At 47.5% G+C, this 24,360-nt stretch carries 17 protein-coding genes; 1 reads left to right on the top strand and 16 read right to left on the bottom strand.

Going from position 1 to position 24,360, the window contains the following annotated elements; genetic code table 11:
• Nucleotides 1–188: 188 nt before the first annotated feature.
• From FC82_RS07880 to ilvD, 12 genes are all read right to left on the bottom strand, one after another.
• Complete coding sequence (locus tag FC82_RS07880; protein ID WP_054758810.1) at nt 189–1,001, bottom strand: hypothetical protein; 813 nt, start codon at nt 999–1,001, stop codon at nt 189–191.
• A gap of 243 nt (nt 1,002–1,244) precedes the next feature.
• Entirely contained in the window at nt 1,245–1,457 is a 213-nt protein-coding gene (locus tag FC82_RS07875) for a DUF3923 family protein (protein WP_054758812.1), read from the bottom strand.
• A 14-nt stretch (nt 1,458–1,471) separates the two neighbouring features.
• The gene (locus tag FC82_RS07870; protein WP_054712511.1) at nt 1,472–2,221 is read right to left on the bottom strand and encodes an ABC transporter permease; all 750 of its coding nucleotides are present in this window, start codon (nt 2,219–2,221) and stop codon (nt 1,472–1,474) included.
• A gap of 1 nt (nt 2,222) precedes the next feature.
• Nucleotides 2,223–3,116, bottom strand: a complete 894-nt coding sequence (locus FC82_RS07865; RefSeq protein ID WP_054758816.1) for an ABC transporter ATP-binding protein — start codon at nt 3,114–3,116, stop codon at nt 2,223–2,225.
• A gap of 738 nt (nt 3,117–3,854) precedes the next feature.
• Entirely contained in the window at nt 3,855–5,183 is a 1,329-nt protein-coding gene (locus FC82_RS07860; protein ID WP_056996670.1) for a C1 family peptidase, read from the bottom strand.
• Nucleotides 5,184–5,721: 538 nt separating this feature from the next.
• Entirely contained in the window at nt 5,722–6,312 is a 591-nt protein-coding gene (gene lepB / locus FC82_RS07855) for a signal peptidase I (protein WP_054758818.1), read from the bottom strand.
• Nucleotides 6,313–7,122: 810 nt separating this feature from the next.
• Complete coding sequence (gene cas9 / locus FC82_RS07850; RefSeq protein ID WP_054758819.1) at nt 7,123–10,431, bottom strand: type II CRISPR RNA-guided endonuclease Cas9; 3,309 nt, start codon at nt 10,429–10,431, stop codon at nt 7,123–7,125.
• Nucleotides 10,432–11,028: 597 nt separating this feature from the next.
• Nucleotides 11,029–11,343, bottom strand: a complete 315-nt coding sequence (locus FC82_RS07845) for a metal-sulfur cluster assembly factor (protein WP_054758821.1) — start codon at nt 11,341–11,343, stop codon at nt 11,029–11,031.
• Between the two features lie 30 nt (nt 11,344–11,373).
• A complete protein-coding gene (locus FC82_RS07840) occupies nt 11,374–12,648 on the bottom strand; it encodes a multidrug efflux MFS transporter (RefSeq protein WP_056996669.1) in 1,275 nt (424 codons plus the stop codon).
• A 404-nt stretch (nt 12,649–13,052) separates the two neighbouring features.
• Nucleotides 13,053–14,036, bottom strand: a complete 984-nt coding sequence (locus FC82_RS07835; RefSeq protein ID WP_054758823.1) for a bile acid:sodium symporter family protein — start codon at nt 14,034–14,036, stop codon at nt 13,053–13,055.
• A gap of 162 nt (nt 14,037–14,198) precedes the next feature.
• Entirely contained in the window at nt 14,199–14,540 is a 342-nt protein-coding gene (locus tag FC82_RS07830) for a metal-sulfur cluster assembly factor (RefSeq protein WP_082620263.1), read from the bottom strand.
• 23 nt (nt 14,541–14,563) lie between these two features.
• Entirely contained in the window at nt 14,564–16,321 is a 1,758-nt protein-coding gene (ilvD, locus tag FC82_RS07825) for a dihydroxy-acid dehydratase (RefSeq protein WP_056996668.1), read from the bottom strand.
• 705 nt (nt 16,322–17,026) lie between these two features.
• Here ilvD and FC82_RS07820 point away from each other — a divergent pair.
• Nucleotides 17,027–18,370: an MFS transporter gene (locus tag FC82_RS07820; RefSeq protein WP_054758825.1), complete on the top strand. Its 1,344-nt coding sequence runs from the start codon at nt 17,027–17,029 to the stop codon at nt 18,368–18,370.
• Between the two features lie 834 nt (nt 18,371–19,204).
• On the opposite strand, the gene FC82_RS07815 is transcribed toward FC82_RS07820, so the two are convergent.
• The 4 genes from FC82_RS07815 to ilvB all read right to left on the bottom strand — a co-directional run bounded on the left by FC82_RS07815 (nt 19,205) and on the right by ilvB (nt 24,183).
• A complete protein-coding gene (locus FC82_RS07815; RefSeq protein ID WP_054758827.1) occupies nt 19,205–19,852 on the bottom strand; it encodes a LuxR C-terminal-related transcriptional regulator in 648 nt (215 codons plus the stop codon).
• A gap of 55 nt (nt 19,853–19,907) precedes the next feature.
• Nucleotides 19,908–20,690: an ABC transporter ATP-binding protein gene (locus tag FC82_RS07810; protein WP_054758828.1), complete on the bottom strand. Its 783-nt coding sequence runs from the start codon at nt 20,688–20,690 to the stop codon at nt 19,908–19,910.
• 630 nt (nt 20,691–21,320) lie between these two features.
• The gene (ilvC, locus tag FC82_RS07805; protein ID WP_056996667.1) at nt 21,321–22,343 is read right to left on the bottom strand and encodes a ketol-acid reductoisomerase; all 1,023 of its coding nucleotides are present in this window, start codon (nt 22,341–22,343) and stop codon (nt 21,321–21,323) included.
• Nucleotides 22,344–22,482: 139 nt separating this feature from the next.
• The gene (gene ilvB / locus FC82_RS07800; protein WP_054758829.1) at nt 22,483–24,183 is read right to left on the bottom strand and encodes a biosynthetic-type acetolactate synthase large subunit; all 1,701 of its coding nucleotides are present in this window, start codon (nt 24,181–24,183) and stop codon (nt 22,483–22,485) included.
• Nucleotides 24,184–24,360: the final 177 nt, after the last annotated feature.

Here is a 24,360-nt window from a genome sequence, read left to right as displayed (position 1 = left end):
ATTCAGTTTTGATATTAATTATTTTAGGTTTTCAACTAGTGGTACAAATCATATCGGCTAAAACTTTCCAAAATCTATCCGGATTTCAAGTGCTCTTACCAAACAATATCTAACTATTATTTTTCACAGTCAAAATAACGTCATCAGATAACGGGTCCTTTAGTCAATATCCGATGACGTTATTTAACTTAATTTGCTGGAATCGCTAACTGAAGTCCAAATTCAACCTCGTCGACATCCACCAGCCTTGTACAATAGTAAATCCCAATCTTGTAATTACTCATCGCATCCCGCTTGGCTTGCGTATAACCTGCATCATTCAACGCTTGTTCAATTGCTGCAGCTCGTTGATTGGTAGAGAGGTTCGTGTACTTTGTTGGATCAAAATAAGTATTGACGCTCGGCAACAAAATGGTGTCCGTAAACGCGTTACTATAATATTTTGAATCAACCAGATTCTCACTCAGATCGATGGACACCTTTGAATTCGGAAACATCGCGAGTACCTTTCGTGTCAGCGCTTGTGAAGGAGATTTTTGAATGTAGTTTGCGTAGTCTGTATCCGAGACAAAGTCATGGTTACCTGGTATGACAAATAAATTATTCCAAACGGCGTAATTCTGGTTATACCCCTTGGTGAGGTACCCTCGCCAGATACGACCGTTAACTGGCGTATGATACCGCTTATTAGGTGATGCTGCTGTAACGTAGTAGTAAACCGCGTCCTTGCCATTATGACGGACAATTTCACTCTTAGTCAGCGTCCAAATAGAGTTGGGATAGTTTTTGATATTGTGCAGTTTCTTTGTATGTGTCTTATTCCAAAGGTAAGCATTTTGCGTTTTATTCTTGGCATGAAATTTTGGAGCATGTGAATAATACTTTGTCTTAATGATTTGATACGAACTGGCGCTGGCTTTTGTTTGGTTTGTGTTAACAGCTATCGTCATCGTTGCCAGAATACCTGCTAATGTGGCAAGGTATTTTACTGTTTTGTGCATGATTGACCCTCCTGATTTAAAGAAAATCGTCCCCTGATTAATTCTATTTTACATCAAGAAAGGGATTAACAATACAACATCAAGTAGCCTGGTTAGGTGTTCAGTATGAACGTGCGGGTCATATGAGGATTAGCTACTCACCGCCGTAACTCGTACGATTCAAAAAAGCCATGCAGCCTCATTAGCGTTTACCTAATGAGGCTGCATGGTCGTTTTTATTAATCAATTATCCTCTAAAGTGACCTAGGCCCGTCTGCGATGCGAAACGGCAAATACGATCAGCTCGCCTACTAAAATAAGTGCAAAGAAGATAACGAGCACAACGAATGTGACCAATCGTAAATGCGTCGATTGTGCCAGACCCGCCCCATCCGTTTTACGCAGGAAAATAACCGCAGATAGTAAAATGAAGATCACCGCCAAAATGACGTTGGTGATGAGATAGCCGTGTTTCATGAGTCCTTCACCTCTTACACAGATTTGTTTTTAAAGACCAGATAACTAGCAACTAAAAAGAGCGCCACATACACAACAATACCCACAACGAAATTAGTGATACTTAACCCCGTCTGTGTTTGCAAAGAATGACTGATCAGTTGCGCTTTGAAATTTAACATGTTGACGATATTCCATTTTAATAGGCTTAATTTAGCGATCAACGAGAAGTTTGCCCCATCAATCAACCCGACCATTAAGTAGACCAATACCCCAATGGCCACTGGTATCGCAGGTGTTTTAGAGATCACTGACAGAAAGAAGACAAACGACCCAAGTAACAGTGTTTCAAATGCCGAACCCAAGATCCAAAGAAATGTGTCCTTCATGATGATCGATTGGAACGCCTCGTGGAATAGGGCACCACTGACAATGGTATCCAGGAAAAAAATACCTAAATACATGAGGCCAATAACGATAATCAACGCAACCGCCTTTGAGGCAATGATCTGTAGTCGCGATTTAGCCGCAATAATTAGATTCTTAATGGTGCCCTGCTGAAATTCTGAGGACATCAGATCCGCTGCAAAAACCATAACGATCAGTGGGATGAACTGTAACGTGGAAAACGAATTTTCGACCATAAATTTGGTACCAAAATAAGCTGGTTTTATAGCCGTAACGCCCACCATGACAAGGTAAAAAACACTAATGACTAGTAAAATAAGTCTAACATCTTTGCGACTTCGTAATTTGTAAAGCTCAAGGCCAATGCCATGCACCATCCTATTTCCCTCGTTTCATCTGATCTAAAATTTGCATCTCTAAATCATCATCCGTTTGCCTGATTTCGGTCACTTCGATATGGTTAGCGGCAATAATATTGAATACCGTTTTAGTCGTGGCTTCGGTAGCGAGATTCACGACAACACGACCATGGGCCTGATGAGTTGAAATTGTTGCTCGCGTCAACTCAGTCAGCAGCTTGTTGTTATTTGTCGTTGCCAATTCAAACCAATGATTAGCGTCACCACCACGAATATCAAATGCTTCAAGATGACCGCCGTTGTTTAAAATATAAAGGTTGTCCGCTAACCTTTCTAATTCACTAATGAGATGACTAGAGATTAAAAAGGTGACCCCTGTTGCGGCTAAGTCTTGGATGATGGTTCTAAAATCCACGACAGACTGTGGATCAAGCCCATTGATCGGTTCATCTAAAATCACAACCTTTTTCCCCGTAATGATGGCCTGTAAGATACCAACCTTTTGTCGCATCCCTAATGAGTAACCCGAAACTTTCTTTTGAATGTAATGGTCCATTTTGAAGATCGTAATCACGCGTTCCAAAAGTGCCTCATCGACATCATTCGTATAAAGTCTAATGTTGTCCATTCCTGACAGATAGGTGTACAGTCCTGGGCTTTCGATCAAAGCACCAATTTCAGTTATTTTTGGTTTTTTCCTGGCAGTGATCGTTTGGCCATTGACGACAATTTCCCCCTGAGAAAAAGGCGTTAATTCCAGGATGCATTTCATTAGGGTTGTTTTGCCAACCCCATTTGGTCCGACTAGGCCGACAATCGTCCCCTCCTGAACGGACATATTGATATTATCTAATATGATCCTTTTATTGTATGTTTTGGTTAACCCCGAAATTTGCAGTAACGCTGCTCCCATAAACTGTTCACCTACTTGATTTGGATTAAATCTCGACTATTGCTTGCTATGTACCATCGACACCACAATGGCTTGAGTCTCGCACAAAAGAAAACCCATGTCAAAGCGCGAAAAATAGGGTGATAAACGCCGACCTAATTGGCGTACAAGTTCTTTTACAATCGTTGTTTTCAAACGCCAACACTATTTGGTATAGAGTGGTCTTGCACGCTTTATACCTTTAATTCGACCGCCTTAAAGTGTCACAATTACGCGTCATTATTTAAAAAATGATAGCGCGTATTTATCAGTTCCTGGCAACCATAGCGTTAAATTCCGATTCGCTCAAGTTAAATTGGGAAAAGTCTTAAAAGGAGGTGTCTTAATTTATAAGACACCTCCTTTTTAGGACGTTATTGTTGGTTATTTAGTTGTTTTTGGAGACTGGGTTGAAACGCTTTTCGGAAAACAGAAAGCTGCATGTAAGCTAACTCTGGCAGAAAGGCCAGGTTCAGGCCTTTCTTCGTGGTTCTCTGTCCTCGAGTCGAAACGCCTTTCGGAAAACAGAAAGCTGCATGTAAGCCAACTATGACAGAAAGGCCAGGTTCAGGCCTTTCTTCGTGGTTCTCTGTCCTCGAGCCGAAACGAGTTTCGGAAAACAGAAAGCTGCATGTAAGCCAACTCTGGCAGAAAGGCCAGGTTCAGGCCTTTCTGCCAGAGTTAGCTTACACTCCGCTTCCTCCCGTTTTCCTTCACTCTCTACTCCAATGCATCCCAAGGCGCCAATTCAATCGGCTTGTCTTTCAAAATCGCTTGTTGGGCATCCGTCAGGTACTTCTTATGCACCACGACCTCGTACACAAACTGGTCCATCCAGTCGTCCGTCATCACGAAGTAGCCCTTCTCGCCGTTCTTTTCGCCCCAGGAGTTCTCCACCTTCCAGCGGTTCGGCTGGCCGTCCACCAGGTTAACGCCTGTCAGCGTCATGGCGTGGGTCACCTCTGCCTCGTGGTATTCAAACCGCTTGGCCTTGCTGAGGGTCAGATCAATACCGAACAGCTCTGCCTTTCGGTACAAATTAGCGTCCAAGAAGCCCTGTTCGCGACTCATCTGCTGGAGCACGTCGTTACCAAACCAGATCGTTTCACCGTCCTGTAACTGCTGAATGGCCGTCTTCTTCAAGACATCCATGTCGACGTTCAGGAACTGAATCTGCTTGCCGCCCACGATGTTCTCCTGACTGGCTAGCCGGTACAGCTTGTTCAACGGTTTGTCTGGTGAATTGGTGACCACCACGTAGTCGTCCAGATCCACGTCAAATTGGTTCTTGAAGAAGTCCTGTGGCGTCAGACCAGGCTCACGGTGTGTCTTCTTATCGTCATCCGTGTATTCCAGATCAAAGCTGGTCGGCGGCTCGCCAAATGAGTAGGCCGCCATCCGGTACACTTCACTAACCATGGCATGGCGTTCAGCTGCTAGATCAGCATCCGTCGCGTGTTGGGCAACCATGTCCCGCAACACAACAGCGTCTCGGCGCATCTTCAGTGCCAGCGTCGTCGCAAACGCACTCGTGTGTTCCGTGTTGTAGGTCTCTGGCATGGCGTAGCTTGGCACGACCCCGTACTTCTGCACGAGGGCGGCTGCCATGGCCCACTGACCACCGTCGCCACCAGCCATCTTCAGGTAAAAGGTCACTTCCCGGTCGTCGGCGGGGCGGTCGGCCGTTTCAATAATGTGTTGGTAAAACATGTTGGCGCGCTCGACCTTGTCCCAGAAGAACAGGTAGTTTTGCGACAGCTCAAAGTCCTTGACCTTGTGGGTCGTCGCAAACTGGTGCCGCAGCGTGTTCAGCAGAGAAAATTCCCAGCAGCGGCCGGATTGTTTCTGATTAGTCACAGCGCCGGTGGGCACCTCGACGGAAAATGTCCGGTTCAACCGCGTCTGGGCCTGTGGATCCTGGGAAGCCGCGTTGACGCCGTTGTTCATCACGGCTCGGCTGATCACATCAGCAGCCGGCTGGCCTTCAAGGTCTTGATGAAAGGCCAAAAAATCGTCTTGTGTCAGTGGTGCATTGGGTGTTGTTGTCATTGAATAACCTCCTTGAGATGATGATTGTGAGTCTATTTTACACCAAGTATTCATGACTGATTTACCTTAATGTCTAGATGAGTAAAAATTTGAAAGCCTCCCTATGGATTCCCTTCTTTTCATCGGCATAATCAATTGTCAAGACTGATCAATTTACAACTTCCAGAATTCAAGATTCATGACACGATAGTCGACCATTTCAGTAAACACTACCGTTATACTTGGCGTCTTTATGTGTTTCCGAGTATGCTTTGTGACTTGCAAACGGAGACTGATATTCGCATGCAAAAAAGTCAGTTTAAAGCACCAACGAACAGTTTCAGCCACAATAACACACAAAAAAGCGTCAGATTCGTTTGACCGAACCTGGCGTTTTTTAAATAAGAAAAGTCAAACCCTTGCGCCTCGACACCGCACCTAAACAACCATGCCGAAACCAGTTCCAGAAAACGAAAAACAGGTGTCAGCCAACTCTGGCAAAAATGCCGATTTCAGGCGTTTCTGCCGGAGTAAACTAACGCCTGTTTTCTTTTGCGCTTTAGTAACCCAGTGTATTAATATTATGCCGCTGTGTCTTGGTTCCCGTCCACGCTGGGACCTTCACAACGCCGGCAACCTTGCTCTTATAGACAAAGCCCCAGTACCGACTATCGTTAGACACACTCCGGTGATCCCCTAAAACGAAGTACTCATTCTTAGGCACCTTAGTCACGTGCTTGCCCCAGCCGTACTGCTTAGCAAGTGAGGCAAGTGTCCAGTTGGAACTGCCCGTACCGCTTGTCGCTTGGCTCTTGCTGATAAAGCTTTGGTTGACCTTCTTACCATTAACGTATAACGTATTGTTCTTAAAGGCCACCGTATCCCCTGGCAAGCCAATAACCCGCTTGACGTAGTCGGTTCCCGGCTTTGCTTCCGAATCTTCACCGTGGGCATCAAACACGATGACGCTCAAGTGTTTGATTTTTTCTTGTTTAAACATCCAAACGCGTTCATTGTTTGTTAGGTTCGGCTCCATTGATGGTCCATCTACCCGCACTGGTGACAGGACGTAAGCCTTAAGCCCGAACGCAACGATCAGCCCAATGGCAATCGGCACGATCCAGCTAAGGATCTCTTTTAGTGCTTTCATTCTTCTACCCCTTCCCTTAACACATATCGTGTTAGGGTCACATTTTTCTCTATTATAACAGTCCTATATTACTCTATTTGCTGGGTATCACGCAAATATTAGGAGTGGTTTTGACAAATCTTAGGGGTTTTGTTGCGGGTTTGTCATATCAAGCACGCGTCAAAAACGGTGCTGCACTCAGAATATAAGGTCGGACCACATTTCAGTGCCCGTTTCAGGACTGAAAAAATAAGAAAATTGTCGAAAAAGCGACTAAGGCCAACACGTGTGCTGACCAATGCCACGTGTCAGACTGACTGGCGACCCCAGGCAGCAGTTACCATATTAAACGATCACAGTTAAAAAGCGTCAATGACAAATGACTGTCACTGACGCTTTTAAATGTCCTATTGCTTGATGGTACCGAAAACAGTGTGGTGCATTTAATTCCTTAATTTCACCATAGCACACTTCGCATCAAAATAACGTAAAAACGCACAAATACCGTGTCTTAGCATCTAAGACTGCCTTGACAATTCCCCAAAGTTTCCCTACACTATACCCAACCAAACTTTTGGCTATTTTAGTCATGGTATCCTGACTAATCCTACAAAATATGAAACTGGGCAGCTTGCCTGGGAATATAACAAAACCTCATCAAAAACCCACTTGGATTTTTGATGAGGTTTTGTTATGTGGTCGATAAAAATTCTGTCGCTAACGATTTAGTAAACACATCGTGACTCATTGATAGCAACCTGTTAAAACTAAAACGCGCATTGGGGTTCCCTTATCAAAACATCAGGTACACAATTGACCGCCCGATTTTAACTATGAAGGGACATTAAGTTGATCTTCATAAGACTTTCTAGGTAGTCTAGAGGCACCCTTTGACAGGTGAAGCGCCGGTCGCACCAAGTGGCGGTGACCAAGGTAATCCTGTTGGTACCGCTGTAGCAAGTCCAAGCTGGAAAGGGCCACTTCTTGAATCGTATAACTGCCATCATGGGCTTTGAAGGTAACACTGTTATTAGAGATGTTGATCTTGGCGAAGTAACAATCGAGACTGGTGACTTCAGCAACGCGTCCATCCGGATATTTGAGCCGAATCGGGTGCTGACGTTCAATGTGCACGGGATCGTCGGGATACAAGCTACAGACAAATGGGTCGTCAGCCGTGACGGTCTGCCACTGGTCGTAAGGCTTACGCGCCGTGATTGCGCGAACGGGCAGCTTTTCTCGCTTGAAGTCTGCCGGGTACAGCGGCACCCCAGCGTAGCCCTTAGCGCCGCGATAGACGTCCACGCGTACCATGTGGGAGTTGCTGGCAACCCCGCGGCCCTGATGAACGCGGGTCAGCAGCGTGGCCTTTTTGGTCACCTTAACTTTAGTGACGACCATGTCCCGCGACCCTGTTGAAACGACCAGCTGGTTCTCCGGAAATGCTTGCTTACCGTTGCCGTCGTTGGCAGATAAGGCCGCCTTTACCGCCGTGTAAACGAGCCGATTACTGCCATCGGCTGCTAAGTCATAAGCGCCCTTGGCACCCGTGATTTGACTGCCGTCTTTCGACAGCTTCAGATGGTTGATAGCAACGCGCTGAGTCACTTCGCCCGTTTCGGCAAAGTGCTTTGGTGAAAAGACCGTTTCTTTATGAACTTCACCACCGATACCGTGGTGCGGTGCACGAATGGCGAAAACCGGTTTGAGTTGTTTGATTTCCCGTCTTTGATAGGTGCTCCAACGTTGCTGGCCCATGGTTTTTGCCGGATCATCAGCTAATCGACCCGCTAACTCGGCGCGAAATTCCGGCCAGGGCAGCGGCACCTGATTTTTCACCTGAAGGTAGCTGGGATTCAACTGGCCATCGTTATCGTTGAGCTGACTAAAGGCTGACCACAAAGTTTCGTTGTGGCTGATTTCTCGAGCGGTGCTGTAGTTTGTCAGCAGATCGATGTACATCGGTGTCAAACAGCCGGCTACCACTGCTTGAGCGGCGTAGCGTAAGGTTGTCTCGTGTCGGAGCGTTTTTATGCTGAATCGACGCAACAGTTTGGTGACGGTCTGGTCACTAACGGCAGCGGCCGGTTTCTGATAACCAGAACGGAAGCGAATATTTTGTGTAAAGTAGCGCTCCAGCAACTGGCATAAATCGCGTTGATCGCCAAGATGCCGAGCCCGCCAGCGTTCCCGGTCGCGAGCAGTCACTTCAGCCTTAAGGAGGTGCTGGCGTTTGCGGTAAGACGTAATTGTGTCGGTGACCCAAGTCACAAAGCGCTGGTGTTGATCTGTATGTAGAAATGCGAGCGGCAGTTGGTTACCCTTCTGCTGGTTACTATTGGTTGCCGTGACTACCTTGTTGCAATAGCGGTCATCAAAACTTACGGAATACGGCAAGATGTGATCGATCTGGTAGAACGCATCATTAAACAATTTCTCCGGGTCGATTGGCAGACCTGTGTAGGGATCAACACCCTGTTGCTCGGTGAACAGTTGTTGTTTCAAAATAGTTTCACCACTGGCAGGAATCCCCAATTGATGCAGGGTTGCAGTCAATTTCGCATGGGCCTTCGTAGTCTGTTGCTGGCGTTTACTGGCATCGACCCGTTTTTGAAACGGCAGGGTCATTGCAGGCGTCACACTGAAACGCAGTGCATCCGGGTGACCGTACTGATTTCGAATTGCCCTGACCACCTTCAAAGCCATGACAACCGCACGTTTGGCCACCGGATTTGTTAACCGGCCATAGAGGTAGTCCCGGTCGATCTGCTGGTCATTCAGTGAATAGCCGGCCGTTTCCAATGAAATCGCAAAGCTGCGACCTCGCCACAGAAATGGCCACAGTTGCCGCATAGTCTTCAGCGAATACTGGCTGTAAGACGTGTAGTTCAACGCTTCTAACCGTGTGATCTCTTGGTCGGACAACACGTCAAGATCTTCCAGTGCCTGCCGCTTGGACAAATCACTGGAGTAGTTGGTGAGAATAGTCCCCACCCGGTCGATGAGGTCGGTATCATCGGCGTAAAGACTGCTGCCGAGAGCCGTTTGAATCTCGTTGACCGGTTTGAAATCAACGATGACGGTTCGTTTTTCGGCTTTTTTTAGGCTGTTATTTTGGTAAGAGACCTGGTTGAACCGTACGTCTGCCGGGAGTTTGAGTGCTTGGCGTGCTTGGTAGAAGTCAAGTCGCTGCTGTTGTCTGGCCAGCGCCAAGAGACAGTGCCGCTGCCCGACATTCAATGTCGTCAGGCCATGGTATTCGCCGCCAATCAGCTGGATATCGTTTACCGTCTTCATTAGCCTAAATTCACAGTAGGTTCGGGTAGCCTTCGCCGCCCGCTTTTCCCGAGTATCCAGCGGGTCATTACCAACCATTTTTTCAATTAAATTGCCGCCAAAACGGCTCGGGGCACTCGGTCCAGTATCAAAGTCGCGTTGGCTCTTAAGTAGTGCTATGTAGTCTTTCTGAAATGTCCGGGTCAGGCGTGGATCAAATTGGCGCTGGTGGTTAATGATCAATCGCGCTTCCGATTCGATCCATTCGCGCAACGGGTGTACCAGATACCCCGCCATGTAATCCTTATTATGTTTACAGTCCCTAAACTGCGGGTCGCGAACCAGCATTTCACCGAACGTCCGGTAGTGCCCAGATTGGAACACCTGCTTAGTTTCCTGGATTGACTGCAATAGCCGCCCCAATTCTGCCGGTGACTGACTCGTCGTATCCGTGCGTGCATTGGATTTAAACCCCCGGTGCCCAGCCAGATAGTAGAGTACCGCAAACAGTTCCTGACTGGTCAGTTCACCATCCAGTCCCTGCACCCGCAACTGCCAAATATCTTCAGGCTGTGTCTGCTGTTTAAAGTAGGCCGTGACGTCGTCTTGAGTCAGCAACCCGTATTTCAAGAACAGCTGCCTAACCCGCTGTTTCCGGAATTTGGTGCGCCGATAACAGCGCCGCGAATGCCGTCGTTGCCTTGCTGGCAGTGCAAGCGACGCACCGTCCTTTGGATTTTCCGCCGGGTTGAACTGCACCGTGTTGAGAGCCAGAATTCGATTGGGTTTACCCCGATCATCTGTCTGCAACACCGCATAGCCCACCGCCGCGATATCAATAGTCAAACTTAGTAAATAACCCATATGCCACCTCTTTCATTTTGAAGCGGGCACGTCAATTAGGCTGGACAGATTCGTGCGGGAAATCCGCTGCGTGCCATAAATTGCGCACTGGAAACGCAGATAATTCCTGCCCAAATCATCGCGCACCTCTGCTATTGCTGACAAGTAATAACCTTAACTCAGCCTCTCATTAGTGCCAGTGCGCAGATGATCCACCCTGGACTGCCTTTATGGTTCCCATCTAAGTAACACTGTTACGTTTCATTGTGCTGTCTATTCAAAACTGTTTAACTTGCTTTGAATTTCTGTATCTTCATATACCGGTTGTTGCTATGTAATATACCTAAGTTGACCCGAGTTGTACCTAAATGATGCCTTTGTTGACTCGCAAGGATCCCGTCTTAAACAGATAGCCCCCACCTTCGATTATAAAGGAATAGGGGCTAGAGCTGTACGGCAGATATAAAATCGCCTTATCATGGTATCCTTACTAATCCTACAAAGTAAGTTTTCACGCTAATAAAAGCGCTTTTGCTTATTATACGAAAGATAGATTAGAAAGTCATCCTGTTTTGTTCATTTTTTAATTGTTTTTTAACTTTTGTTGCTAAAGCGTATCTAGCCATGAATTCCCAGCTCTAGTTTTGCCTGACGGGACATTTTATTGACCGACCAAGCCGGTTCCCAAACCAAGTTAATACTAACACTGGTGACTTCTGGTAGTTTATTCAGCACCATTTTGATGGCCTGATTCAAATATTCTGTGAGCGGACAGCCGGCAATCGTCAGCGTCATGGTGACCACACAATCGCCCTTGGTCAGTGATACGTCATAGATCAGCCCCAGCGCCACAATGTCGACACCCAGCTCAGGGTCGGTCACAGTTGCCAACGCAGTATAGGCTTTTTCATTAAAGGGATTCGTAGTCGTCATTCGCCTGCCTCCAGTCGGTATAGTCGTTGGTTAATTATGTGCAGTTTTCGGTGCCAGTTGACCCTGTTTGGCCTGTTCAGCTCGTTGCTGTTCGCGAATCGTGCCACCGTTTTTCACCAGCGCCCAGGTTGCAGGGACCAGGAAAACCAGATTGAAACCTTCGAGGATCGCCGTCATCATAAACACGCCCTGGTAGCTGAATGCATTAGCAACCAGTGACCCCAGCATGGGGCCACTAACGCTGCCCATGGCTTGAAACGACTGGTTGTAACTGAAGACACGACCGAACGCCTCTTTTGGTACATAGTGAGTCATCAGGGTTTGAATAGCCGGTAGCATCGCGGCATCCGAGAAGCCAAGCAACGTTCGCCAGATACCCAGTTGCCAAACGTTTTGTGCAAAACTCATGGGAACGAAACACACAATTGCCGCAACTAGGCCAACACCCAGCACTTTTTCGGGACCAATGTGGTCACTGAGACTGCCCAAAATCGGCGAGAAGATCAGCGTCACAACCCCGGGAAGTGATGAAATGATCCCACTGACCATCGCAACTTGCCCGCCATGGTGCATCAGCTGTTTGATCAGCAGACTAATGATTGGTGTAATCGACATATTGGCCGCCTGAATGACTAGCGTCGTCACAAACAAACCCCAAATCAACATCGGGTATTTCAAGGTATGGAAAACCTGTTTCATGGGTTGGAGCTGGACCTTGTCCACCGGGGTAAATTCCTCGTGAACAAAGAACATCGTCAATAGGAAGACGACCAGCATCATTGCACCAGCAACAAAGAACGAGCCGCGGTACCCAAATGAACTGGCCAGTGCCCCGCCTAACAGTGGGCCGACCAAGGTACCGACAACGTTCCCCGTTGCCAACGTTCCCAGTGCTTTCCCACTTCGGTCGACAGGCACACTAGCCGCCACGATGGCGTTCGCGTTGTTAATGTAACCAGAAAAACAACCCTGAATCGCCCGCAACACAATCAAAATGGCAACGTTCGGCGCGAACCCGCAAGCCGTAATCGTAATCGTCATCCCAAGTGACGCACGCAAACACATCAGTTTTCGACCATACTGGTCAGCCAATTTACCCCAGTACGGCGACACAATTGCCTTTGCCAAAAAGGTAATCGCAAACGCGAACCCGGAAAGTAAGTTCAACTGCGACGTTGTAAAGTGCCCCAACGTTGCCACGTACAGGGAAATGAACGGCATGGTCATTGAAAACCCCATCCCGGTCATGAAATTACCGACCCACAGAAAATACAAATTATGCTGCCAACTACTACTCTTTTTCACGTGTCCACCTGCTTTATATGTATGGCATCCTTGCCGTTATTGCTATTCTATGTGGTATTGCCTGGTTTGGATGCGATGATTACCTTTCATTTTACGCTTGTCGTTTCTGAAAACAATATTGGATTTTTGCATTAGTGATAGAAACACGGTTATGAGATTGATTTTCCTTTTTGCTGCACACCACTGACATTGAGCACAAAGAACGCTGAGCATCATCCCCATATGAGAAGCGCTTGGCGTTCTTTGTCCGTTGGACGTTGCATCCAACGCTACGTCATATTAATCAACAATCTTGTCAGTTACGCAAGTCTAATTCATCACGGTCTAACCGGTAGTCAAAGATGGTTAAGTCCGCGAGCTTCAGGTGTTTCTCAAGCATCGTAACGACCAATTAACTGCGCAAACTACCGACCAGCAGGTGCAGTCGAACTGCTCTGGTGTGCAGTAGCGCCGGCTTTGCGTTCGGTGCGGCCGCGCCAGTATGAAGACAGGATCGAACCGGAAATGTTGTGCCAAATACTGAAGATAGTTGATGGGATAGCAGCAGCTGGGGCGAAGTACTTCATCGCTAACGTTGCACCCAGACTGGAATCTTGCATCCCAACTTCAAAGGTGATGGCCTTACGTTGCGGATCCTTCAAACGAATCAGTTTGGAGAATAGGAACCCTAAGCCGTAACCAGAAAGGTTGTGCAGCATCACTACAGGGATAACCAAAGCAGTCGCAGCCGTGAACAAGCCGTCGTGGTTTGCTGAAACAACGGCGCCGATAATCAAGAGAATAGCCAATTGTGAAACAGTCGGCAGTGCCCGGGTGATGGTATCGATTCGTTTGCCGAAAATGGAGTGAATAACGACCCCAAGGATGATTGGTACCAAAACGATTTGAATGGTGCTAATAAACAGTGACTGCGTCGGGATCGTCACGTACTTGCCGGCGTAGAGCAGCAACAGTCCTGGCAAAGCAAGTGGGGCCAGCAACGTGGATAACGTTTCAATGGAAACATCCAACGCAACGTCACCACCGGCTAAGTATGCCATAACACTGGATGAGGTCCCGCTTGGGCATGACCCAACTAAGATAACCCCAACGGCCGTGGCGCCGGAAAGCTGGAAGATCTGGCACAGCGCCCACGCGATAAACGGCATAATGACGTAATGCGCAACTGTCCCTAGGATAACGGGTACTGGGCGTTTAACGATTCGGGCAAAATCTTCGCCCTTCAGCGTCAGTCCCATCCCAAACAGGATAATCCCCAGCAGGTACGAGGTATTTGGAACGACCCAGGTACTTGTTGCTGGCAATAAGTAGTTAAACGCGGCCCAAATAATAACGATAACGGTGAAGTATTTCCCCAGCCATTTACCGAAAGCTTCGATTTTATTCATATTGTAAACCCCTTTTTATGTAGTTCAGAGGCGGTGATGGACGCCTCTTTTTGTTTCTGATGCACAAACTATGTCTGATACTGATGTTGTTTAATTTGAAATCATGATGATTATGAATATCTGCTGCTGCGTTGGCTAGCCCAGCAAAGATAACCATAATTTCTAACCCATATGGTACCCAAGCGCCACGCGAGCGTACCGGCTCATTTTGCTGGGCGACCAAACGGGTTCCCAAACGATGTCGATCTTGACTTCGTCGATCTCGGGAAGCTTTTCAAGCGCGGTGCCAATCATGTTTTCAAGGACTTGGGAGATGGGGCAGCCGACCGTCGTCAACGTCATGGTGACCGTGGCAACACCGTCTGTCAGGCTCATGCCGTAGATCAGCCCGAGGTTGACCAGGTCAATGCCCAGTTCCGGGTCGATGACGGATTGGAGCGCTTCGATCATCCGGTCCTGCAAACTTGCGGCTGTGCCCATAGCGGTACTTGCATTTTCTGCCATCATCAACGCCACCTTTCATTGCGTTAGTCCGCGTCGTTTTCGTCTTCTTTACCGAAGAGTTCGTCGGCGCCTAACATAACGCCACCGGTGTTAGCTGACGTTACCAAATATTGATAACGTGCCAGGTAACCGAAACGAACCTTTGGCTTGAATGGTTTGAGTTCCTTGCGACGTTCTGCGAATTCCGCATCGGAAACGGCAACATCCAGGGTTCGGTTGGTCAAATCAATGGTGATCTGATCGCCGTCGTGGATGAGCGCAATTTCACCGCCGGAAGCGGCTTCTGGTGAAACGTGACCCACACAGATCCCGTGGGTGGCACCGGAGAAACGCCCGTCAGTAATGAGGGCAACGGTGCGACCTAAACCCCGACCGATAATGTCGGAGGTTGGGTTCAGCATTTCTGGCATACCGGGACCACCCTTAGGTCCTTCATAGCGGATAACCACGACGTTACCAGCCTTAACACTGCCATTATCGATGCCTTCAACAGCGGCATCGTGGGAATCAAAGCAGATCGCCGTGCCGACGAACTTGTGAATGTCGGGATCGACCCCAGCAACTTTGATAACGGACCCATCTTTGGCAATGTTGCCGTAGAGCACGGACAGCCCACCTTGTTCAGAGTATGGATTATCCAGTGGTCGAATGACCTCCGGATTGAGGGTGTGAGCGCCAGCAACGTTTTCACGAATGGTCTTTCCGGTAACGGTCATGCGGTCGGGATGTAAGCAACCCTTGGTGATAAGTTCGTTCATGATTGCGGGAATCCCACCAGCGGCGTGGACGTCTTCCATGTTCCAAACGGAGGATGGCGCGATTTTTGCTAAGTGCGGTGTGCGCTTGGCGATTTCGTTGATGTGTTCTTCACTGTAGTCAATACCGGCTTCGTGTGCGATTGCCAGCCCGTGTAAAACAGTATTGGTGGAACCGCCCATGGCCATGTCCAACGCAAACGCATCGTCCAAGGCGTCCTTCGTGATGATGTCGCGCGGCTTCAAGTCGTTCTTGACGTTTTCCATAACGCGGCGGGCAGCTTGGCGAACTAGGTCGCGACGTTGGTCGGAGATAGCTAATGCGGTCCCGTTGTATGGCAACGCGATCCCGAGAGCTTCCATCAGTGAGTTCATTGAGTTAGCGGTGTACATACCGGCACATGACCCACACGATGGACAGGCATTTTGTTCGAGCTTTAAGAAATCTTCCTTGCTCATCTTGCCATCCTTGAACGCCCCAACGGCTTCAAAAACGGATGACAGGTTAGCGGCTTTACCGTCTGGGGCTAAGCCGGCCTTCATTGGCCCACCGGAAACAAACGTACATGGCACGTTGGTCCGTAGTGAAGCCATCAACATTCCGGGCGTGATCTTGTCACAGTTTGGCATGTAGAGCACACCATCAAACCAGTGCGCGTTGATTACTGTTTCAGCTGAATCAGCAATTAAATCCCGGCTTGGTAAGGAATACCGCATCCCGATGTGACCCATGGCGATCCCATCGTCGACCCCGATGGTGTTAAATTCAAATGGAATTCCGCCGGCCTTACGAATTTCTTCCTTGGCAATATCGGCTAATTCTCTTAAGTGCACGTGCCCAGGCACGATTTCTATGTATGAGTTACAAATTGCGATGAATGGTTTTTTCATATCCTCCGGGTTTTTAACCATCCCAGTGGCATATAGCAAGCTTCGACCTGGCGCGCGATCAACCCCAACTGTGATTTCATCGCTGCGCTTCTGCATATCGTCGCCGCTTACGGTAAAGTTTAATGTATCGCTCATTTCCATACCTCCAATAACAAATTATTTGAATGTGGGAAATTATGTATATTCAAATTATTATGAATTTTATCATGAGATTTTAATTTGTCAATGGACGGCCTGACATCTTGACGGTAATTTAGCGTCGGTTATTTGACCGAAAACGCTAGCCATCAACGTATGACACGCGCCCCATTGGTTGCCAATTAAATTTTGATTTTTAGTAAAATCCGAATGATTTCTTCATTCTAAAGCAAAAAAAAGTGAAAAATAGGACAATAACACGATTGTGTGATGAATGATATGGATGAGACCGCAATCTATTTAAAATAATTCAAAAAATTTTTAGAGTTATTTTAAACGGGTTTGTACCACTTATGCCGAAAATTTGTGAGTGAGTAAAACTGCCTTTGTTCAAAATTTCTCATTTACTTTTAATTTTATCTCTGCTAAGCTAACAATCATTCTAGGAATTCGAGGACAGACAAATGCCAAACCAAACAGTTTTTGCCATTCAAATTATTATTAACGCCCACATTATTATTATTTAATATGCGGGACATTTTGAGTGCCCGCACACCGCGGGCCCTGTTTGGTACAGCCAAGGGCCGTTAGAGCTCTTGGCTTTTTTGTTTGATCCGGAACGATTCAGTCGGAGGTGACTGCTGCAACTATTCAGAACCATCGTTTCAAAAAAACTAAACAATCGTTAGGAAGGCGATAACTATGCAAGATACTGATGTTTCATCTGTCGAATCCGTTGCGCCCGTTGCCAAAGCGAATCCAGCTGCTACGCTGGCGCGCGATTCTGTTAAAACCGTTATTTTCGCGTCCATGATCGGGACCGCCATTGAGTTTTACGACTTTTATGCGTATGGGACCGCAGCTGCGGCCTACTTCCCCAAGGTCTTTTTCCCGGAAGTCACGCCAACCATTGCCGTTATTCTCAGTCTGTTAACCTTCGGGGTAGCTTTCGTTGCCCGCCCATTAGGGTCGCTGGTCTTTGGTCACTTCGGTGATAAGATCGGTCGGAAAAACACGTTGATCGTTTCGCTGTTACTGATGGGCTGTTCCACCGTTTTAATTGGTGTCCTACCAGGTTATTCCACCCTTGGCCTTGGATCGGTTATTTTACTGTGTGCATGCCGGTTCATTCAAGGTGTCGGGCTGGGTGGTGAATGGTCCGGTGCGGCCTTAGTCGCAACCGAAAACGCCCCCGAAAATAAACGGGCTTTATATGGTGCCTTTCCTGAATTAGGTGCACCGCTTGGTTTCTTCTTAAGCAACGGTCTCTTTTTCATTCTTGAATCTGTCTTGACCCCCGCCCAAATGATCAGTTTCGGCTGGCGGATCCCATTCCTTGCCTCAGCGCTGCTCGTCATCGTTGGCTTCTGGGTACGGGAACGGATGCAAGAAACCCCACTGTTCCGTTTGGCACAGGAAAAGAAAAACGTCACTAAGTCCCCACTGACCACAGTGTTCAAGACCAGCTGGCGTCAACTGCTTCAAGGAACCTTCATCGTTTCTGTTACATACACCCTGTTCTACACCCTAGCAACCTGGTCATTGTCATACGCCACGACCACGCTTGGGTTCTCGAATAAGGAATACCTGCTCATGCTGATGGCCGCCATCGTGGTCTTCGCCGTGATGATCGTGGTTGCTTCCCAGTTTGCTGACAAATTAGGCCGGCGCCGGGTTCTGATCACCGCTTCATCACTGTTGGTCGTTTTCGCCTTTGCTTTCCCTTACCTGTTACAAGGTCAACACAACGTCGCTGGCGCCATGACCTTCTTGATCGTTGGGTTCATCCTGATGGGCACGGCCTTTGGTCCCGTTGGTGCAGTCTTACCCGAATTGTTCTCCACTAAGGTTCGATACTCCGGCGCCGGGATCTCCTACAACGTCGCCGCTATCGTCGGTGCCGCTTTCGCCCCAACCATTGCCACTTGGCTATCAACCAACTGGGGCATTCAATCCGTTGGTGCCTACCTTGGCGTCATGGCCATTGCCGCTTTGATTTCATTATTGACTACTAAAGAAACCAAAGAAGTCGATTTTACTAAGTAACAGTGTTTCTTCTGCGTCACTGGATATCATTCCGGTGGCGTTTTTGTTTTCGGTGGGTTTTGTGCACTGTCAGCTGGATGTGTCCAAGTGTGGTGTGGGCGATTGTCCGCTCTCGACTGCTTGATTTCCGTCATTAGCGTAACCTTCCTTATTAAAAGGAGAGGAAAAAAAACTGTGAGGGTCCTGTTTTCGTATATATAGGCAGGTACGAATGCACAATCATCCTTTTGCGCCAAAACTCAAATTTAGCAGTGTTTTCTTCTACTACTCACAATAGAAAAAAGGACTGCCGGTTTGCTTCCGTACTTATAGGGTAGATGCAAATACACAATCAATGGTACTCTATGGCAGCTCCCTGGGTCTTAATGTCTCTTCCTGGTGCTTAAAAGTCAGTACATTAGCCCTATTTCAGGTTCAGGTACCCGCCATGGCTCACATTTTAGTGGGAATATTATGATTCAACTGGCCGCTATTCGTTTATCGATAAATATCCCTAGTAAAATAACCAATGCTAATCCAAAGGTCAGCGTTCATCAAATTTTGAATGAGTCCCAATTATAGGAAGACTTTTATCAAAATTTCGTCAAAAAAACGTCCTACAGTCACTTATATCGTGGCTGTAGAACGTTCACCGCAACTGCATCGCAAATTTCACTGCTGAAGACAGGCATTCGATCAGTGATAAACACTTGTCATTGCGTATTACCCATATAAATAGGGAGAAAGAAATCAAAAGTAGTCAAAACTATGTACCCTTATCGCTTTAACAGCGGGATTTTACACACAAAAGGACTTGGACTTGTTTCTTATTCAAATCCCCAGTAAAACACATTTCTAAAACGTCATCAAATGATGCTGCATCGCGTACTTAATCAGTTCACAATGACAGTCCAATGACAGTTTGCGCATGATGCTGGATTTATGTGCCTCTACCGTTTTGACCGAGATACAAAGTCGTTCACCAATTTGTTTGTTGCTGTGGCCCAGAATAATCAGCGGCAGGACTTCGCGCTCCCGGTCTGATAAGTTGTCATAGCCACAGTTAGTTACTGGGCGATACGCGTCCAATTGGCTGGCTTCCCGCTTGTTCAACAGCAGGTTGGCGTCCAAATATAGGCGGCCCTTCGCCACCGCATCCAAAGCCTGGTGAAATTCATTAGCGGGCGAATCACTCAGTAAAAACGCCAAGGCACCTTTCCGCACAGCTTCAGCAGGATCTGACTGGGCGCCCAAAGCACTCAGTGTTAAAATACCAACTTCTGGGAACTGCTTATGAAGCCGTTCCAACAGTAGCAAACCGTTTTCACCCCGAATGGTTAGGTCGATCAGTACCATATCAAGATTTTGTTGCTCAATATAGCTGAAGGCTGCCGCACCATCAGACACTTGTTCAACCACCTGAAACTCGGGCTGCTGATTAATCAGACAACTCACCCCAGCGCTGGTAATCGCACTATCTGCAATGACTAGAACGTTTTTCATCGACCTCATTCCTTTCTTTTAGTGAGATTTTTTTAAGTATTTTCTCATCATACACTTATTTTGGATAAACTGCCAGTCTATTTCCACGCATTGAAACAGTTTGAATCGGTTTACCGTAAAATTCCGAGAGCGTATCAGCCGTCAACATCTCTTCTCGTCTGCCCTTCTGCACAATTTCACCATGCCGCAGTAAAAGTACGTGCTTGAAACAGGGCAGCATTTCCTCAGTATAGTGCGATACCAGCAGTAAAGCGGGATGATTGGGCATCTCAGCGATCCCCGCCACGCGATTAAGCAGTTCCTCACGCGCAAATAAATCCAACCCGTTGCAAGGTTCATCCAAAATGAGCAGCTGCGGTTTGGCCATCATGGCCCGGGCAATCAAAACTAATTGCCGTTCCCCTTGAGATAAAACGGCATAGGGCTTCCCAAGCAATTTTTCACCACCAAGATCAATCAGTGTCTGCCGGGCCTCTTGCAGGTCGCGTTTAGTAAATTCCTGGTACACGCCAATACTGGCAAATTTCCCAGAGAGCACAATACTGTCGACAACATCACCGGCATGCAGCTGATCCTGCAAGGCAGTACTGACCCAGCCCACCTTCGTCTTCAATTCTGGAATACTAATGTGCCCGAAAACGCCGCCAAGCACTTCCAATTTCCCGCTAGTGGGCCAAAGATCTCCCTGGATCATCTTCAGCATAGTCGTTTTCCCAGCACCATTCAACCCAAGAATAGCCCAATTTTCGCCGTTATGGACCTCCCAGTCCAGGTGCTTGAGAATCTGTTTCTTCCCCCGAGTAACGGAGACATCGTCAAATTTTAAGATCCGGTTCATGTGATCATTTCCTTTCGTGGTGACTAAACTTTTATGTAGTGACGTTAGCACATTCAATTAAGAAGCACACACTAACGCCGAACGAAACAATGACTATCGTTATCAAAAAGCAACCAATTACCATCAATGGCGGCAACCCAGCCATCATTCAAAAGGTCACCCTAATAACAGAACAATTGGTTAAATATTAATTCTAACCATCAACAAATACCAATTGGTAACATCTTTATCAAACAACTGCAGTCGAGGGCAGATAATCTACGAACTAGGGCTAACGCTGGTGGGATACTTAAATCATGAATGCTGAGAATTGTCCCGTAAGTGACGTGATTTGGTGCGGAGTCGTGGTGTCGATGTCACTAAATGGCCGTCTTTTGGTCATTTAATGACATGTGAGACGAATGAGATTTACTCGAGAGCTGCGCAGCAGAAATCGAGTTAGCTCATTCGCGAGCCACTACGGCGGAGTGCCAAATCGCGGAACAGAACGGCCCGTTGTACAACGATCACAAATTCCTTCTGATACAAAAGAACAGCCCTAGCCCCCCAGACTGGAGGGACTGGGGACCTAGGCTGTTCTCATATGTTGTTGTTAGTGTTGTTGGTTGTTACTCAAGAGTAACGGGTTAACTAGTCAGCAGTTGGTGTGCTGTACTTGTCAGCTTCAGTAACGAATGGCATGTGAGCACGCAATTCGGCACCGACTTCTGACAATTGTGAGTGTGCAGAACGTTCGCGCATCTTGTAAAGATCCTTGAAGCCGTTCCGGTAGTCTGCCATGAATTCCTTAGCAAAGCTGCCGTCTTGGATCCGGGTCAAAGCATCCTTCATAGCTTGCTTAGATTCGGCACCAACGACCTTAGGCCCAACGACGTATGAACCGTATTCTGAAGTGTTTGAGCAATCTTGATACATCTTGTTGAAGCCGCCTTCGTAGATCAGGTCACAGATCAGTTTCATTTCATGTTCAACTTCGAAGTAAGCTAATTGTGGTGAGTACCCAGCCTCAGTCAAGACTTGGAAACCAGTTTCGATAAGGGCAGTAACGCCACCCATCAAGACGTTTTGTTCACCAAACAAATCTTCTTCAGTTTCTTCACGGAAGGAGGTCTTCAGCAAACCGGCACGAGCGGCACCGTTGCCCTTGGCGAATTCTTTGGATAAGTCTTCGGCGTGGCCAGAGAAGTCTTGGTCGAAACCGTATAATGCAGGAACACCAAAGCCTTCCTTGTATGTACGACGACAGAGGTTACCTGGACCTTTAGGGGCCATCATGATAACGTCAACGTTCTTAGGTGCAACGATTTCTTTGTAGTAAACGTTAAAGCCATGTGAGAAACCTAATACGTTACCTTCTTCAAGGTTTGGTTCGATAGATTCTTTATAAACGTCTGACATCACTTCATCAGGAGTTAACATTTGGATCCAGTCAGCTTGCTTGGCAGCTTCGGCTGGGGTGAAAACATCAAAGCCATCGGTCTTAGCGGCATCAAATGACTTCCCTGGGCGAACACCGACGACAACGTCGTAGCCTGAGTCACGTAAGTTGTTAGCTTGGGCATGACCTTGAGAACCATAGCCGATAAATGCAATTTTCTTACCTTGAAGATAGTTAGTGGTGACATCCTTTTCGTACAACATTTCTACGCTCATATAAATTTCCTCCGATATACTATGTTTTATATTAATATTTTAAAATCGAGTAACGCCTAAATATGTGGTTCGTAAATCTGTTCCTTGTCGTGACGTTCTGGCCTTATCAGCCCCACCTCCCTTAAGGTTATGAGTAGGGTTACATGCCAAACATATCATCGTTGGTGTGACCAGGTGCAACCATTGGGTAGGCCTGTTCATCAACGGGGACGGTCACTTCGATCAGGGTAGCGTGGGTGTCGGCAAAGATCTTGGTCATTTGCTCATCCAGGTCCTCATCAGGTGAGAGTTTTTGATACTGTAAATCATAGGCAGCCATTAACTTGTCGAAGTTTGGCTGACGGTCAAACAGGGACTTGTAACGGTGTTGACTGTAAAATTGATCCTGCCATTGGCGGATCATCCCAAGGGCGTGGTTGTTGAGTAAGAAGATCTTGATGTTCAAGTCCTCGTTAGCGATGACTTCCAGTTCTTCACTGGTCATCTGGAACCCGCCATCCCCAACGAATAAGATGACGTCCTTATCAGGGTTTGCAAACTTAGCACCGATTGCTGCTGGTAAGCCGTAGCCCATTGTTCCGAGACCGCCAGACGTAATAATCTGCTTGGTTCGGGTAAACGGATAGGCCTGGGCGACCCACATTTGGTGCTGACCGACATCGGTAACGACTGTTGCATCGCCATTGGTGGCCTTCCCGGCTGCGGCAATCACCGCTTGGGGATCAAATCCTGGTGCATTCTGTGCTGATTCGGCGCGATTCGGATGAGTGGTTGCCCATTCCTCGGTGCGTGCCCGCCAATCGGTCGTGTCCGGCTTTGCAGCTGAGCTGGCCGTCATTGCGGTTAACGCTGCCTTCGCATCCGCCTGTACAGCGAACTGTGTTGCGAACGTTTTGTTTAATTCTTTCGTATCAATGTCAATATGTAGAATTGTCTTATCGTCCGCGTACCCTGCTGGCTTAGGGACTAACCGGTCATCGAAACGTGAACCCACGTTAACGATAAAGTCGGTTTCGGCAAGGGCCATGTTCGCGGCGTATGTGCCGTGCATGCCGCCCATGCCTAAGAATAACGGATCGCTGTCCGTTACCGTTCCTAACCCTAAGAGGGTAGAAACTACTGGTAACTGCCAATTATGTATAAACTCGTTGAATTTTTCGGCACCGCCTGATGCAGCCGTCCCAGCACCAACAATGGCGATTGGGCGTTTTGCCTTACTCAGGGCTTGCATGCCGTCTTCCAAGGTCGCAGTATCGAAACTCTGGTCTGGCGCGGCGTGCGGTTCAGGTGTCGGTTGAAATTCAGCCGTCTCATCCAGGACATCCTTTGGTAAATCAATTACCACCGGTCCTTTGCGTCCTGATTGCGCTAATTCAAACGCATCGTTGATGGTTGTCTGCAAGTCGTTAACATCCATGATTTGGAAGTTGGCTTTAACAATTGGTTTGGTAACGTCCATGGTATTGAGCTCTTGGAAAGCTTCGGTACCGAGGACCTTGCGACCAACCTGACCAGTGAAAACGACCATGGGCACTGAATCCATCATGGCATCGGCAATCCCTGTAACCGCGTTACTGGCACCGGGACCACTGGTGACACTCACGACGCCCGTCTTACCTGTCGCTTTCGCGTATCCTTCAGCTGCGTGCGTTGCACCCTGTTCGTGACGAACGATCGTGATATTAAAAGCCCGGTCATACATCGCGTCAAACAAGGAGAGGATCGTACCGCCTGGATAACCAAACAACTGGGTTACACCCTGCTGTCTTAACGTGTCGACTAAAATGCGAGCACCTGTCTCTGTTGTCGTCGTTGCTGGTGGTGTGATTTCTGCATCCATCTATTGAGTCACATCCTTTCGGTAAATTCAGTTTTCAATGTCTTACGAAGACTATTGCTTGGATGAGGATTTGCCGCCTCAGCCTTGCTTGGTGCTTCGTAATGGTTAATACAATATCAACTCAGTTTTAAATTGTCAACAGGAATTCTAATTATTTTTTAATCGAAATCCAAGTTT

The organism is Secundilactobacillus collinoides DSM 20515 = JCM 1123 (genome assembly GCF_001435975.1).
Classification (GTDB): Bacteria; Bacillota; Bacilli; order Lactobacillales; family Lactobacillaceae; genus Secundilactobacillus; species Secundilactobacillus collinoides.
This window is presented reverse-complemented; position numbering and strand designations above follow the sequence as displayed.